This is a genomic window from Chloroflexota bacterium (genome assembly GCA_011322445.1).
Lineage (GTDB): Bacteria > Chloroflexota > Anaerolineae > Anaerolineales > DRMV01 > DRMV01.
Window position 1 is genome coordinate 45,133 of record DRMV01000048.1, and the last position, 15,120, is coordinate 60,252.

Consider the following 15,120-nt stretch of genomic DNA (forward strand, 5'->3'; position numbering starts at 1 on the left):
GCTCGCCTTCCGAGGCGGGCGATGGTGGTTTTAACCAGCCCCAGTTTCAGGGAACGTTGCTTGCCGCGTTTCGGACGAGGGAAAACCTACCTTTGCTGGCTTTCTTCTTCCACGCTCAGGTCACTTTCCCCCGCATAGAGACGGCGTTCCAAAAGGCGGTCATAGGGCGTCCAGGTTTCACCGGCTTCCCGTTGCTGCAACAACAGCCAAAAACGGTTGACCTGGGCGCTGAGGTCATCAATTTTTGCCAGCGCGATGGCTTCCAGCGTTTGGGGACGGCGCGGGGAGCCCCACTCATAGCGGTTATGGTGGGCCAGCAGCATGTGGCGCAGCCGTAACGCCAGCGCCGGGGGAAACTCAGGCAAGGATTCAATGGCAGCCGCCACCATCTCGTCGCCCAGCACGATGTGCCCCAAAAGGCGCCCTTCATCGGTGTAATCCACGTTCAACCCCCAGTGCAGTTCCCGCACTTTGCCGATATCGTGCAGCAAAATGCCCGCGCGCAGCAAATCGGCGTCAATCTGGGGGTAAATTTCCAGCACGCGGTCGGCCAGGGCGAGCATCTCGGTCAGGTGCTCCAACAGCCCGCTAAGGTAAGCATGATGCACCTTGCGGCCGGCAGGCACCCAGCGCAAGGCTTCCAACAAAGCCTCATCGCCGTAGAACCGCATCACCAGGACATGAAGGTGAGGGTTCTCAATAGCCTCGGCGGCAGCAAGCACGCTTTCCAGCATGGCTTCGGGATCATGGGGCGAAGCCGGCAACATATCACGCCAGTCGAACTCCCCCTCTGCCGCCTTACGAATGCGCAGCACCCGAACCTGCAGGCGGTCCCTGTAGGTTTCCATCTCGCCCTGAATCTTGACCACATCGCCCACATCAATTTCGGCGGCCAGGGCTTCGGCATCCTCCCACACGCGCGCCAGCCGCTGGCCGCTGCGATCGCCCAAAACCAGGGTGAGGTAATGCCCGCGGCTGGGGTCGCGGAAAGGCTCCAGTCGCTTGCGATGCACAACGTAAAAACCAATGAACCGCTCCCCCGCCGAGACAGTGCGCAAAAAAGGCCCTTTTTGGGAATGCACGGGTTGAGATGCCGGTTCCACGGGGAAGTCTCCTCACGGGGTTGGTGTGGGCGAGGAAGTCGCCGGGGACGTGGGGGTGGGCGAAGGGGTCAGCAAACGGTCGAGGGCCTGCCGGGCTTCTTCTTGCCAGGCTTCCGGCACCATACCCTCAGGCGCATTCAGCACCCGCTTCCAGTCTTCGATGGCGGCATCGGTCACATCCAGCGCACCGAGCACTTTCGCCCGCCAGTAATAAAAAGTGTACCATTGCTGTTGTTTCTTCAAAAGAGGCTGGGCATCCTGCAACTGGTGGAAGGCCTCGCCCGCGTGGCCCGCAGCCAGTTGGGCTTCGACCAGGGCCATACGGAGGTCAAAGTCGTTAGGGTGAACCCGCACGGCCGTTTCCAGGGTGCTGACGGCTTTCTCGCCTTCGTTGCGCGCCAGGTAAACCTGCGCCAGCAACCGCAGGGCATCGGCGTTGTAAGGTGCTGCCGCAACCACCTTCTTGGCCGCAGCCAAAGCGCCCTCGGTGTTCCCCTGCTGCAAATAAGCCTCGGCCAGTGCCCGATACACCGCTTCATCGCCGGGGGCATAGGTGAGATAAGTGCGGAAGTACAGCACGGCCTCGTCCAGTTTGCCAAGGTCAAAGGCGGCTTGCCCCAGCACCTTGTAGGCCGGCAGCAGGGTAATATCGAGGTCGTGGGCATTCCTGGCCTCGGTGTAAGCCTTTTGAGGCTCGTTCAACATCAGGTCAGCCTCGGCACGGTAAAGCGGCACAAGGGGCGAGCCAGGAAGGCGGCTTTCGGCTTCCTTCAAGGCGGCAAGCGCGTCGGCAGGTTGCCCGGTGCGCAAGGCAATTTCTGCTTGCACGAGGTAAGCCAGGCCATAGTCAGGGTCGTCTTTCACGGCTTGTGCAGCCCATTTGGCCGCCTCTTCGGGCTTTCCCTGCGCCAGCAGCACCTGCGCCAGGCCGGTTTCCGCAGGGGCAAAGTGCGCCTGCAACTTCAGCGCTTCTTGATAAGCCGACGCGGCTTCATCCCACTGCTTTTGATGGCGATAGACTTCGCCCATGTAGAAATAGAGGTCAGCCTTATGCTCCCCTTCAGCCTCGGCCGTCTGGCGGAAGTAACGCAAGGCATCTTGCCAGCGGCCTTCCTGCATGGCACGCAGCCCCAGGCGGTAGGCTTCCACCAGGTGAGGCGTGCTCACGGCCAGGGGGGTGGGGGTGTAAGTGGCCGGCAACAACAAAGCCAACGGCGTCGGCTTGCCGAGCGTCAGGGGGTCGATGGGCGTAGGCGTTTCGGTAGGCCGCGGCGTCGCCGTTTGGGTCGTGTAAATCAGCAACTGAGGGGTCGCGAGGTGCACCGGCCGGAAACGCTGCCACGCCCCCCAGGCGCCCCACGACAGCGCCATCAACACCAGCAGCGCCACCGCGCCTGCCACCACGCGGCGCGGCAACACGGTGCCGGTTTTCTCGGTCGGCTCTGGCACCGAGGGACGGTATTCGGCCTCCCAGGCACGGGGATGCGGCACACGCACCGGCGCAACTTCGCCCTCGGGAGGCATTTCACCGAGCAAAATCAGCCCGCGCCGCGCGGGCTCATAAGTCGGGTCGGCAGCGTAGGCCTTTTGCAGGCAATAACGCCGTTCTTTGACAGAATCCACCGCGGCGCTCAACCACACCCAGTAAACCGCATTATTGGGCGCGGCGCGTAGCAACCGGCGAAGAATTTCCTGTGCTTTGGCCGTTTCGCCCCGCTCAATGGCCTGGATGGCTTCCTGCAATGCGGCGTCCTGGTTGCTCACCTCGTGGCTCATAGGCTCCTCCACCCTTGAGTTTAGCATAGGGTGCGCGGGAGGGCAAGCGCCGCGCGACAACGGTATAATGGGAACATGCGCCAACGTTTGCTCGTTCTCTGCGGCCTCATGCTGGCTGCGCTGTGGCTGGCCGCCTGCGGGAATGCTGCCCCACCGTCGGCTGCCACCACGCCCCCTCAGGCCACCCCCACCCGTGGGTGGACCCTCACGCCCTACGCCACCCCCTCCCCTACGGCCACGCCAACGCCGCTGCCTTCCCCCACTTTACCCGCAGCAGCACACCCCAGCCCCACGCCGTGGGTTTACACCGTAGCCAAAGGCGACACCCTGCTGGGCATCGCCCTGCGCTTCGGCGTTTCGCTGAAAGCCCTCGAAGAAGCCAACCCCGGCGTGGACCCGCAGGCAATGGCCGTGGGCACGCGCCTCATCATCCCCGTAAACGCCGAAAACCCGGCAGGCCTGCCCACTCCCACTCCTTTGCCGATGGCGGTTGGCGCGCCATTTTGCGAGCCCGCTGCCGATGGCGGCGCAGTGTGCCTGGTAGAAGTTCACAACCCGGGGCCGCAGGCAGTGGAAGCCGTTGCCGCCTGGCTCACGCTGCCCAACGGCCAGGCGACGACAGCCGAAGCCCTGCTCAACCTGCTGCCCAAAGATAGCAGTACCGTGCTGGTCGCGCGCTTCACCCAGGCACCGCCCCAACCCCGCGCGGCCGTGCGCCTGTTGCGCGCGCTGGCCGTGCCTACCAAAGCCCAGGCACAACGCTACCCTCCGCTCAAAGTGCAAAATCTACACACCGCCATCGCCTCCAACAAACGGGCCGTCCAGGTCAGCGGCAGCCTGCGATTGCAAAAAAACACTGCCGTGCAAGCCGTTTGGGTCGTTGCAGCGGCATACGATGCTGAAGGGCACCCGGTCGGGGTGCGCCGATGGGAAGCCCCCTTGCCTTTCCCCCCTGGCAAGCCGCAGCCCTTCGCCTTCACAGTTTACAGCATTGGCCCGCCTATCGCGCGTGTGGTGGTGCACGCCGAAGCCCACGCGCTTTTGCCAACCCCCACCCCTTAAACCCTGGCGCCGGAGCATGGATCGCTCCGGCGCTTGCGCGCCCAGCCTGCCACAGGCCGGGCAGCCTACGCCCCCTTCGCCTCACGAGCGCGTCTTCCCTTAGCAACCGCCCTGGGCAGCAGCACACGATGACAACCACCTTTACCACATCAATGCTTACTTCGATGTGTCGGGGATTTTCAACATAGCGCTACTGGCCGCACAGGCCAGCCAGCCCTGCGCCCCCACCGCGCACACCTTAACCGCCAGTGTATGCTTGCCAGGCGCCAGTTTGGGAAGGGGGACAGTGGCTTTCCACACACCACCCGGCAGCGTTTGCTCTGCAACCAGGTTGTAGTAAAAGGGGGAAACAGTACTGCCGTGGACATCGTCGATTTGCACAGCCAACGCTTCCCACGGTGCACCACTACTGCTCACAACCCGGGCCTCGATTTGCAACCGGCGGGCATCGGGCAACGTCGCGGTGACCTGCGCCTGCCATCCCGGCAAAGTGGTGGAGGAAAGATCGTGTTCCAGGGCCTTGCCCTTGGCCTGCAAAAACTGACGGCCCACAGGCTGGGGGCTGACCTCTTGCCTCGCGGGGTTATAGCAGATTTCCATATTGGCAAAGGGCTGGCAAATCTGGCCGTTGCGCTCGAAAGGCTCCCCCACCGGTGGGCCAGCACACCGCCAGCCGCCATGCGAGCGAATCCAGGCGGCAATTTCCGGCACCACATTGTGGCCATTTTCATACACAAAACCCTCACGTCTGGCGGCCGATGGTTGCGGGGGATAGAGAGAGAACGGCTGCGCCCCGCCTTGAGGCGCATCGGCACGCCACACAAACACCATGTTGGCCGCCACACCCACCAAATTGCCCTGGAACCAAAACGGCCCTGCCAGCCACCCTCCAGCGCCGCCTGGCCCGCCACAGGCGCGCCAGGGGTCCAGGAAAGGCGACGGCGCCATGCCATTCGCCTCTCCAGCAACAGACGCGCACCCCGCCACAAGGTTCGCGGCGGTGGCGATGATTAAAATCCACAAAACCCAGCGTGCAGGCCGTTTCATAGCACAATCTTCCCGAAAATCTCACCTACCAGAGCATCCACAACCGTCCCGAAGAGGGCTCTTCTCCCCTCCCAAAGCAGCATCCAAGAAGACGACGCGCATTTTGGCCGCTCGCTTCTCTTCCTCTCCCCCTGCCCTCGGCTGCCCTGTTTCACAGTTCGGCCCAGCCAAGGGCAGAAAGTACACCCCGAGCAACAGGCTGAACACAGACAAAGCCCAAAGTCGAAAAAGCAGCAGGGGAGGGATGAAATCTTGTGCAGCGTTTCGGCGGCCGTCTTCAATGGCTTACCACTAAGTCAGAATGGTTCTCTTTCGAGTATACTACCAAAGCCCTCTTTTTTGCGGATTTTGGCATGGTTCTGGCAACGTTTTAAGGCTTTCGTCATGTTGACGAAGCACGCTTTTTCAGTAGTACAATACGCCCATGACCGTTTCCCCTGAACTTTCCCCCGAGGCCATTCGCGACCTGGGGCGTTGGGTGGCCGATTTCGTCGCCGACTACCTCGCCACCTTGAGCGAGCAGCCGATTGCCGACCCGACTGCCACCCCAGCACGCCTGCAGGCGCAGATCGACGAGCCGTTACCCCGCGCTGCGCAAGGCGTGGAAACGGCCCTCGAGGACTTCCGTCGCAAAATTGTCGCTCCCTCGGTGCGGGTAGGCCACCCCCGCTTTTTGGCCTGGATGCGCACGTCGCCGTTGGCCGGGGCGGTTTTCGCCGAAGCCTTAGCCGCGGCGCTCAACCAATCGGTGGCCGTATGGCAAGGCGCACCGGCTGCCACCGAAACCGAGCGGCTGGTGCTGCGCTGGCTGCTCGCCCTCAGCGGCTATGCCCCCGACGCCGAGGGCATTCTCACCTCCGGCGGCTCGATGGCAAACTTCGTGGGCATGCTGCTGGCACGGCAAGCGGCCTTCCCCGAAGTGCGGCAACAAGGGCTGCGCGCCATGCCACCGGCGGCCGTCTACCTCAGCCCCGAAGCCCATTATTCCCAGGTCAAGGCCGTGGAAATGATGGGGCTTGGCAAAGACGCGGTGCGCTGCATTCCCACCGACACTGCCCGCCGGATGCGCCCCGACGCCCTGCAAGAAGCCATTCGGGCGGACAAGCGCCGCGGCATTGTGCCGCTGGCAGTGGGGGCAACCATCGGCACCACCGCCACCGGCGCGTGCGACCCCATCGCCGAGATTGCGGCCATTTGCGCGGAGGAAGGCGTTTGGCTGCACGTCGATGGGGCTTATGGCGGGCTTGCGGCTTCCATTCCCACGGCGGCTGCCTGCGCTCGCGGTCTGGCCCAAGCCGATTCGTTCACCGTGGACCCGCACAAAACGCTCTTCGTGCCCTTCGAGGCTGGCGCGGTCTTCACCCGCCATCGCGGGCTGCTGCCGGCCACTTTCGGCGCGCGGGCAGCCTATTTGCCCAACGCCGAGGAAGGCTTCCAGTTCCGCGACTATGGCCCACAACTTTCGCGCAATTTCCGCGCTCTGAAAATCTACCTCACCCTGAAAATTTACGGCGCCGATGCCATTTTGAGCACCTGGGAACGCCTCCACCGTCTTGCAGCGCGCTTCGGCGCCATGCTGGAAGCCGCCCCCGACTTCCAACTGGTCACCCCCATCTCAATGGGCATTGCCGCCTTCCGCTATGCCCCGCCCGACCTGACCGACGAAACCGCGCTGAACGCCCTCAACCACGCCCTGGCGCCGGTGCTCCAACAGCAGGGGGAAGCCTTCCTTTCCCGCACCCACCTGGGCGAAACCGAAGCCTTGCGGGCCTGCTTCATTTCCTACCGCACCACGGAAGACGACCTGCCGCGCATTATGGAAGCCGTCCGCAAAGCCGGGGAAAGCGTGCGCGCCCAATGGCGCACAGCGCCAGAAGCCCTCATGGCTCCGGAGGCGCCGTCCCCGCCCGATTGCACCCCACCGACGCCTAAAACGCCCTGACCCCATGCCGCCCTCTGCCCCATCGCCCTTTGCTGCCGCCCTGCTGGCGTGGTACGCTGCCCACGGCCGCGTCCTGCCCTGGCGCGGGCTTCAAGACCCTTACGCCATCTGGATTTCCGAGGTCATGTTGCAGCAAACCCAGGTGGCGACGGTCATTCCCTATTTTCAGCGCTGGATGGCGCGTTTCCCGACGGTGGAAGCGCTGGCCGCTGCCGACGAGCAAGAAGTGCTGGCCCTGTGGGAAGGGCTGGGCTACTACCGGCGGGCGCGGGCGCTGCACCGCGCCGCTCAGGAAATCGTTGCCCACCACCACGGCCGCCTGCCCGCCGAGCCACAAGCCCTGCAACGCCTGCCCGGCGTCGGCAAATACACCGCCCACGCGGTGGCCGCGCTGGCTTTCGGGCGCGACGTGCCTGCGCTGGATGGGAACGTCAGGCGGGTGCTGGCGCGGGTTTTCGCCGTGGAAACCCCAGTCGACACCGCTGCTGGCGAAAAGGCGCTGTGGGCTTTAGCCGCCCAACACCTGCCGCCCAGCCGCGCAGCCGACTACAATCAGGCACTGATGGATTTAGGCGCCACCCTTTGCGCCCCACGCGCCCCCCGCTGCGCCCAATGCCCGGTGGCCGAGTTCTGCCAGGCCCGCCGCAGCGGCAACCCTGAAGCCTACCCCCATAAGCAACGCCGTCAGCGCCAGCCGCACTACACCGTCGTGGCAGCCGTCATCCGGCGCGACGCTCAGGTGCTCATTGCACAACGCCCCGCCGAGGGGTTGCTGGGCAGTTTATGGGAATTCCCCGGCGGCAAGGTAGAGCACGGCGAAACGCTCGAAGCCGCTCTGCAGCGCGAAATTCGCGAGGAACTGGACACCGAGATTACCGTCGAAGCCCCCTTCGGTGTGTATCGCCACGCTTACACCCATTTCAAAGTCACGCTTCACGCCTTCCTGTGCCGCCTTGCGGGGCCTGCACCGCGCCCTTTGCAAGCCCAAGACGTGCGCTGGGTCTCCCCCGCCGCCCTGAGTGACTTCCCAATGGGTAAAATCGACCGCCAAATTGCCCGCCGCGTGGTCGAAACGATGCTCTAAACTACTCCCCTTGCTCCTCTTCCTGCAACATCCCGTTCAGCGCGCCGTGCGCCCAGCGCACCACAATGTAGCCAAAAACCAAAAAGCCCACGATCACCGCGACACGCAGGCCAAGCGCAAGGTAAGCCACCTTATCCCACAGCAAATAGCCCAACAGCGTCAGGAAGGCAATCCAGGCGCTATCGGCCACCAACACAATGCCTACCACTTTACGCCACGGCACCTGCGAAATTCCGGCCGCCATCAAGGCAGGCACACTGCTGAGGGTGAATTTGGCAATGACCAGGAAAGCCACGGCGCGTTCCCGCAATTTGCGCTCCAGCGGGCGCACCAGGGGGTAACGCTTCTCGACCTTTTCCATCCAGTGCCCACGGCTGCGCAGCCAGTGCCCCACCTGAAACCAGAACGCATCCGCAGCGAGGTTGCTCGCCACAGCCGTTGCAAACACCTTCCAGGGGTCGAGCACGCCGCTGGCGGCCAGCACAGCCCCGGCAATGGTCGTCGTTGGGCCTTCCACAAAAACCAGTAACGCAAACCACGCGTAATGCCAATGCCCGGCATGATGCAAAAGCCAATGTACGGTAGGGGGTTCCATAGCAGCGCTATTGTACTCGATGAACGGCTATCGAGGTAGGACACATGGTCGGTTTTCCACCTGCACCACCCGCAAAGGCACACCATAGAGATCGCTCAGGCGCTCATCGGTCAGGGCTTCCTGCGGTGGCCCACCAAACAGCAGCCTGCCGCGACGCAAGAGCAGCACCTGGTCGGCCAGATAAGCAGCGATGTGGGGGTCGTGGGTGGTCAACACAATCGTGCGCCCCTCGGCGGCCAGACCGCGCAACAAGGCCAGAGTGTGATGCTTGTTGCCCAGATCCAGGTGGGCCGTCGGTTCATCGAGCAGCATCACCGCGGCGCCCTGCACCAGCGCCCGCGCCACCAGCACCAGTTGGTGCTCCCCCCCGCTCAGGGAAGCCACCTCGCGGCGGCGCAGGTGAGCGATGCCAAGGCGAGAAAGCGCCGCATCGACCGCTTCCAGGTCGGCTGCAGTGGGCTGAGCCAGCAGCCCCAGGTGCGGAGAACGCCCTAACAGCAAATATTCCTCAACCCGGAAAGCAAAGGGGACATGCTCGCGCTGGGGCACCAGCCCCACCGTGCGGCTCAGGCTGCGGCGGTCATAAGCCGAAAGGGGCCTGCCAAAAAAGCGAATCTCCCCTCCCCAGGGGCGATGCAGCCCCAGCAAGACATGCAGCAACGACGACTTCCCTGCCCCGTTGGGCCCCAGCACAGCCGTGATGCTGCCCGCCGCGGCGGTCAGGTTGAGGTCGTGCAGCACGGTCTGCCCCCCCCGATAGCCAAAAGACAAATGACGGACTTCTAACGCAAGGGTGTTCATTGTGAAGTTTGAGGCGTAGTGGCCAAGAGGGCGACAAAAGCCAACGCGCCCAACAGCGAGGTGAGAATGCCCAGGGGAATTTCGCCGTTGACCGCGGTGCGGGCAAGGTCATCGCACAGCAAAGTGAAGGTGCCGCCCAGCAACAGCGAAGCCGGCAAAGCCACGCGGGCATCAGCGGCAAACCACCGCCGCGCCAGGTGAGGAATCATCAGGCCAACCCACCCCACCATGCCGGCAAGGGAAACCACGGCGGCCGTCGCCGCGACGGTGAGCACCAGCAAAGCCAACCGCTCCCGCCCCGGCGCCGCCCCAAGGGAAAAAGCCGCCTCTTCGCTCAAAGTGAGCAAATTGAGCCGCCAGCGCGCCAGGTATAGCAACACCAGCACGGGCAAAGTCACGGCCAGCACCGGCAGAAAATTTGCCCAGCGCGTGGCCCACAACCCACCCAGCAGCCAAAAGACTATTTCCGGCAACTGGGTGAGCGGGTCAGCCAGATACTTAAGCAACCCAACCCCCGCCGCAAACAGCGCCGAGACCGCGATGCCCGCCAATACCATCCGCAAAATCCAGCCGCCGTAGCGCAGGCGGCGGGCAAAGGCATACGTCAACCCCAGGCCAAGAAAGCCAAAAGCCGCCGCGCTGGCCTGCACAGTCCAGGGCGAGGGGCTGAGGTAGAGAATGGCAAGGGCCGCGCCAAAAGCCGCCCCCTGCGAAACCCCCAGAAAGCCAGGTTCGACCAGGGGGTTGCGGAACACCATTTGCATGGTCAGGCCGCTGACGGCAAGCACCGCCCCGTTGAGGAAAGCCGCCAGCAGGCGCGGCAGGCGCAACGTGAGCACCAACCGCACCGCCAGCGGGTCGCTTTTCAGCAAGCGCGGCGGGAGGATCGGCGGCGTGGGGTAGCGTCCCAAAAACACCGAGAGCACCAGTAGCGCCGCCGACCCTGCCAGCAACCACCAAAAACGTCGCCGCATGAACATCGCCCCGGCTCAATAATCAGGGCAATGGGCCACGGCTGCCGTCAACGCATCCCCCTGCAGGCCGTAAACCGTCTGATAGAACGCCTTGGCCACGGTGCAAATGTCCACGTCCGCGAGCGCCTGGGGATGAACGCGCCTCACCAGCCATTCCAGCCCCAGCACCCAGCGCGTATCGGGCTGATCCCAACTCACAAAATCCTTCGGGAAGGGAAACACCTGCCCATTGTGCACCGCGGTCAGGTTGGCCGCCGTGGGGTCAGCCTGAAAATCAGCCACCGCCTGCTGCGGGTCGGCGAAGTAGTCGGTGATGAAAATCTGGTCCGGGTTCCAGGCCGCGATCTGCTCCAGATTGACCACCTGCCAGTTGCCACCCTGGGCGCTTTCGGCCCACACCGGCTCCCCACCGGCCAGTTTCACCATGGTGGTCTGCAACCAGGAAGCCGGGGGCACCTTGTAAGCCGTCGTTCCCCCTTTGACTGTGTGCTGGAGGAAAAGCACGCGCGGGTGGTCATCCGTGGGCAACGCCGCGACGGCCTGCTGCACCTTGCGGATGGTCTGGTCGTAGAAAGCGGCCAGGGTCTTCCCGCGGGCAGGGTCGCCAAACAAAATGCCCAACTGCGCCATCTCGTGGCCGTATTGCTCGGGCGTTTCCATTTGCAGGTAAAACACCGGAATGCCCAAAGCCTCGACACTGGCCCCCAGTTTGTTGGCCAGGAAACTCTTCATCACCACAACGTCGGGGTGCAGCGCAGCAATCTGCTCAGGGCCAGCATCGGAGGCCAGCACCAGTTTGGCGTCGAGGTCAGGATCGACCAGGCGCAGGAAATCAAGCGCCGCCGGTGTTTGCAGCCGCTTGGGCAATGCAATAATGCGCTGCCGGGCCTCCGGGAAAGCATAAACGGCATCGGCAACCAACAAACTGGCCTTGCCAGCCACCACAATGCGCTGAGGAGGCGCGGCAAAATGCAAGGTGCGACCGCGAGCATCAATCACTTCCAGGCGGTTGGCTGGGGAAGGCACCGCCATGGGTGCCGCCGTAACCACCGCCGCCTGCGTCGGCTGAGGCGCGCTTTGGGAAGCCGTGCCTCCGCAGGCCACCAGTCCCCCTACGAGCAAAGCCCACAAAACCCAACGAAGTTGTTTCAACATGGTCACCTCCAACGACTGCAGAATTCAGGGGACAAGCAACAGGGGAATTGTATCCCTATTTTCGGGTGTCAGGCGAATGATTTTGGGCTGGCGGGAAGCCAACATGACCGCCAGGCGTTCTGCCAGCGCGGGGCGGACAGCCACGACAGCGGTATGGTAACGGCCGTGACGTAGCACGGGGAAAGCCTCCCGCAAGCCGCCCGCCAAATCCATCTCCAGCGGGCCAATTTCGTCAACAACCACCCAATCGGCGTCCGCCGCAGCGGCCAGCAAGGCATTGCCCCACGTCAGGGTGGCTTCCAGAAAGCGCCAAATGCCCACGCTGGCCTCGGCAGGGGCCGCCACGTGCGCCAACAGGCGCCGCTTCCCCGTGGCGAGGTCTTCCAGCCACAGGGCCGAAGGGTGCGGCGGGTGCCCGTGTGGCTGAGCCAGCGAAAGCACGCCGCCCACCCGCAAACCGCGTTGGCGGGCGCGAAGCACGCTGCGTTGCAGGGCCGTTGTCTTCCCCACACCCGAAGGGGCAGTCAGCAGAAAGAGAGGCATGCCAGCAAGTATACCCGAGAGGCCACGGCCACGGGAGCAATGGGCGCGCTTCACTCGCGACAATCTGACGCAATCGTAGGGTAATCGTAGTGTAAGCGTCAAGCAAAACAGCGCCGCCTGCGGTAAGATAGATCACGAAGGGCGACAAAAACTTCTTTCTTCTCCTCCTTTTGAGAGGGCCGGGAGTGGCGACCCGGCTCTCGGTGATTAAAACGGCCTGCGAAATCCATCGCAGGCCGTTTTGCGCGCCGGCGCGCCCCGCGGGCCGCCCCCAACCAGGCATTCCCTCGGCACCCGCAGAGTTTACGCCCCCCTCTTTCGGACAATATCTCTGGCAGCGCTTCGACGGCGATTGCTCCGTAATGCATCATCAACGCAGAGTATTGGGATTAGGCTCTCCGGCAGTGTTCAGTCACCTGGCTTGATCTCTCCCCGCCCCCGCTCCGGCGAGGCTCAGCGGGGGATGGGTGAGATCTCGCCCCAGGCAGGGCGGATGGCGCCTTCCAGAATGACCAAAATCTTGTTTGAGAATGCAGTAATTTCCGCTCCACGCGCTTATTTGCGACGCAAGTGACGCCCCCTCGTTTTTTGTGGTAAAATACCTCCCAACCGACCGGTCGGAAGGTAGCATTTCCGCAGCGATACCTGCTCCCCGAGGTCTCCTCGCCCCGACCGGCAGCAATGTCCCTTATAATGGGTGCAATCCCTGGGTTGGCTACTGCTCGGCACAGCCGAGTTTTCCATTGCTCGTTCTTCCACCCCATTCCACCCCCGAGGGAGTGCCATGCTGACACTTTGGGAAAAAATCCTCTTCACCCTGGCCCTTCTCGCGACTGCTTACGCCACGTGGAAGGCCATCGTCCGCCTCGTCCGCATCATCGGGCGCGGGCAGGGCAAGCCCGACTGGGCGCTGGCGCGCAAACGCGTCGTCGATGCCCTGGTCAAGACCATTACCTTGCGCCCCACATGGAAAATGCGGCCCTTGCCGACGATTTTCCACGCCATGGTTGCCTGGGGCTTCATGTATTATGTTCTGGTCAACATTGGCGACATCCTGGAAGGCTATATCGCGGGCTTCCACTTTATGGGCACCGGCACCATCGGCAACCTCTACCGCCTGGGCGCCGATTTGCTCAGCGTTTCCGTGCTGCTCGGCATGAGTGCGCTGCTCATTCGGCGCTTTGTGTTCAAAGATCGCGTGCTGGGCACCCGAGACAGCGTGATGCTCAACCCCAAGGCTCGCAAAGGCATCAACCGCGATTCGCTCATCGTGGGCCTGTTCATCCTCTTCCATGTGGGCTTCCGTTTCCTCGGCCAAAGTTTCGCCATTGCCCAGGAAGGCCCTGACCCCTACCAGCCCTTCGCCACCGCCGTGGCTTCCCTCTGGGCCGGCCTCAGCCCGACGGCGCTCACCGTGGCGCATCACCTCGCCTTCTGGATCGCCCTTGGGCTGATCATGCTCTTCATCCCCTACTTCCCCTACTCCAAACACATTCACCTCTTCTTCGCCCCCTTCAACTTTGCCCTCAAACCGGAACGCAAATCCATCGGCGAACTTGAACCGCTGGATTTCGAAGACGAAAGCATCGAGCAGTTCGGGGCCACCCGCATCGAAGACCTGCACTGGTATCAATTGATGGACGCCTACGCGTGCATCATGTGCTTCCGCTGCCAGGAAGTCTGCCCGGCCTACAACACCGGCAAACTGCTTTCCCCTGCGGCGCTGGAAATCAACAAGCGCTACTTCTTCAACTACGAAGGCGACCGGCTGGCGAAAGGCGAAGAAACCTCCCAGACCCTGACCGAGTTCGTCATCCCCGAAGAAGCGGTGTGGGCATGCACCTCGTGCGGTGCGTGTGTGGAAGTCTGCCCGCTGGGTAACGAACCCATGCGCGACATCATGGACATCCGCCGCGGCCTGGTGTTGATGGAAAACACCTTCCCCAAGCAGTGGGAAACCGCCTTCCGCGGCATGGAACGCACCATGAACCCGTGGAACGTGCCTTCCAGCGAGCGCATGAAATGGGCCGAAGGTCTCGAAGTGCCCACCATCGAAGACAACCCCAACCCCGAAGTGCTGTGGTGGGTGGGCTGTGCGGCAGCCACCGACGCCCGGGCGCAAAAAGTGGCCCGCGCTTTCGCCAAAATTCTCAACGCCGCGGGCGTGAACTACGCCGTGCTGGGTGAGCAGGAAACCTGCTGCGGCGATTCAGCCCGGCGCGCCGGCAACGAATACCTCTTCTTCGAGATGGCAAGCGCCAATGTGGAAATGCTCAACGAGGTGGCCCCCAAGCGCATCGTCACCACCTGCCCCCACGGTTTCCACACCCTGAAGAACGAATACCCCCAGTTCGGCGGCAACTACGAAGTGGTGCACCACACCCAGTTTGTCGAAGCGTTGCTCAAGGAAGGCAAAATCAAAATCGACCAGGATGGCCTGGAAAAGATCACCTTCCACGACCCCTGCTACTTAGGCCGCCACAACGGCGAATACGACGCCCCCCGCTTCGTGCTCGAACAGATGGGCGCCGACCTGGTGGAAATGGAACACACCAAAAACAAATCCTTCTGCTGCGGCGCGGGCGGTGCGCAGATTTGGAAGGAAGAAGAAGGCGACAAGCGCATCAACCTCACCCGCTTCGCCGAAGCCCAGGAAACCGGCGCCGAAACCGTCGCCGTGGCCTGCCCCTTCTGCATGATCATGCTCAACGACGCCTCAAAGGAAGCCGGCGAAGGCGCGCCGACCGTCAAAGACATCGTCGAAATCGTCGCCGAGCACCTGGTGGAAGACTGATTTCACACCCCAAAACGCCTTTGCGCCCCCTGCTCGCGGTCGGAGCAGGGGGCTTTTTCCTGGCTCTGACCCAACGGCCATGCGACGAGCCATCTCCAACGACCACGCGGCCTGCCGACCACACATAAAAAAAACATAAACAAACAAAACAACACCATAGACACATCTTCGCGGCTGGGGTACAATCGCCGCCAATCAAACCCGGCAACGCCCTCGGTGCCGGGTTTCCGCATACCCCACAAAT

The 15,120-nt window shown here is 63.0% G+C and carries 12 protein-coding genes; 4 read left to right on the forward strand and 8 right to left on the reverse strand.

The window, feature by feature from the left end:
• Positions 1-86: 86 nt before the first annotated feature.
• A complete protein-coding gene (locus ENJ54_10695) occupies positions 87-1,103 on the reverse strand; it encodes an HD domain-containing protein (GenBank protein HFC10299.1) in 1,017 nt (338 codons plus the stop codon).
• Positions 1,104-1,115: 12 nt separating this feature from the next.
• Positions 1,116-2,906 carry a tetratricopeptide repeat protein gene (locus ENJ54_10700; GenBank protein HFC10300.1) on the reverse strand — a complete coding sequence of 597 codons (1,791 nt, stop codon included), beginning with the start codon at positions 2,904-2,906 and terminating at the stop codon, positions 1,116-1,118.
• Positions 2,907-2,954: 48 nt separating this feature from the next.
• On the opposite strand from ENJ54_10700, the gene ENJ54_10705 reads away from it, so the two are divergent.
• Positions 2,955-3,941 (forward strand): LysM domain-containing protein, encoded by a 987-nt coding sequence (locus ENJ54_10705; GenBank protein HFC10301.1) that lies wholly within the window; start codon positions 2,955-2,957, stop codon positions 3,939-3,941.
• Between the two features lie 156 nt (positions 3,942-4,097).
• Here the strand turns inward: ENJ54_10705 and ENJ54_10710 are convergent, their stop codons facing one another.
• Complete coding sequence (locus ENJ54_10710) at positions 4,098-4,988, reverse strand: hypothetical protein (GenBank protein HFC10302.1); 891 nt, start codon at positions 4,986-4,988, stop codon at positions 4,098-4,100.
• 424 nt (positions 4,989-5,412) lie between these two features.
• Here ENJ54_10710 and ENJ54_10715 point away from each other — a divergent pair, with 424 nt between their 5' ends.
• Both ENJ54_10715 and mutY read left to right on the forward strand, forming a co-directional pair.
• Positions 5,413-6,930, forward strand: coding sequence for an aminotransferase class V-fold PLP-dependent enzyme (locus tag ENJ54_10715; GenBank protein HFC10303.1), 1,518 nt, complete (start codon positions 5,413-5,415; stop codon positions 6,928-6,930).
• 4 nt (positions 6,931-6,934) lie between these two features.
• Complete coding sequence (gene mutY, locus ENJ54_10720; GenBank protein HFC10304.1) at positions 6,935-8,014, forward strand: A/G-specific adenine glycosylase; 1,080 nt, start codon at positions 6,935-6,937, stop codon at positions 8,012-8,014.
• A gap of 1 nt (position 8,015) precedes the next feature.
• Here the strand turns inward: mutY and ENJ54_10725 are convergent, their stop codons facing one another.
• From ENJ54_10725 to ENJ54_10745, 5 genes are read right to left on the reverse strand one after another with little or no spacing between them, the layout of a single operon-like run.
• Positions 8,016-8,609, reverse strand: a complete 594-nt coding sequence (locus tag ENJ54_10725) for a hypothetical protein (protein HFC10305.1) — start codon at positions 8,607-8,609, stop codon at positions 8,016-8,018.
• A gap of 27 nt (positions 8,610-8,636) precedes the next feature.
• A complete protein-coding gene (locus ENJ54_10730; protein HFC10306.1) occupies positions 8,637-9,410 on the reverse strand; it encodes an ABC transporter ATP-binding protein in 774 nt (257 codons plus the stop codon).
• Entirely contained in the window at positions 9,407-10,384 is a 978-nt protein-coding gene (locus ENJ54_10735; protein ID HFC10307.1) for an iron ABC transporter permease, read from the reverse strand. Before ENJ54_10735 ends, ENJ54_10730 begins: the two co-directional genes overlap by 4 nt.
• A 15-nt stretch (positions 10,385-10,399) precedes the next feature.
• The gene (locus ENJ54_10740) at positions 10,400-11,539 is read right to left on the reverse strand and encodes an ABC transporter substrate-binding protein (GenBank protein ID HFC10308.1); all 1,140 of its coding nucleotides are present in this window, start codon (positions 11,537-11,539) and stop codon (positions 10,400-10,402) included.
• Positions 11,540-11,563: 24 nt separating this feature from the next.
• Positions 11,564-12,082 carry a DUF2478 domain-containing protein gene (locus ENJ54_10745; protein HFC10309.1) on the reverse strand — a complete coding sequence of 173 codons (519 nt, stop codon included), beginning with the start codon at positions 12,080-12,082 and terminating at the stop codon, positions 11,564-11,566.
• Positions 12,083-12,866: 784 nt separating this feature from the next.
• Here ENJ54_10745 and ENJ54_10750 point away from each other — a divergent pair.
• Positions 12,867-14,876, forward strand: a complete 2,010-nt coding sequence (locus tag ENJ54_10750; GenBank protein HFC10310.1) for a 4Fe-4S dicluster domain-containing protein — start codon at positions 12,867-12,869, stop codon at positions 14,874-14,876.
• Positions 14,877-15,120: the final 244 nt, after the last annotated feature.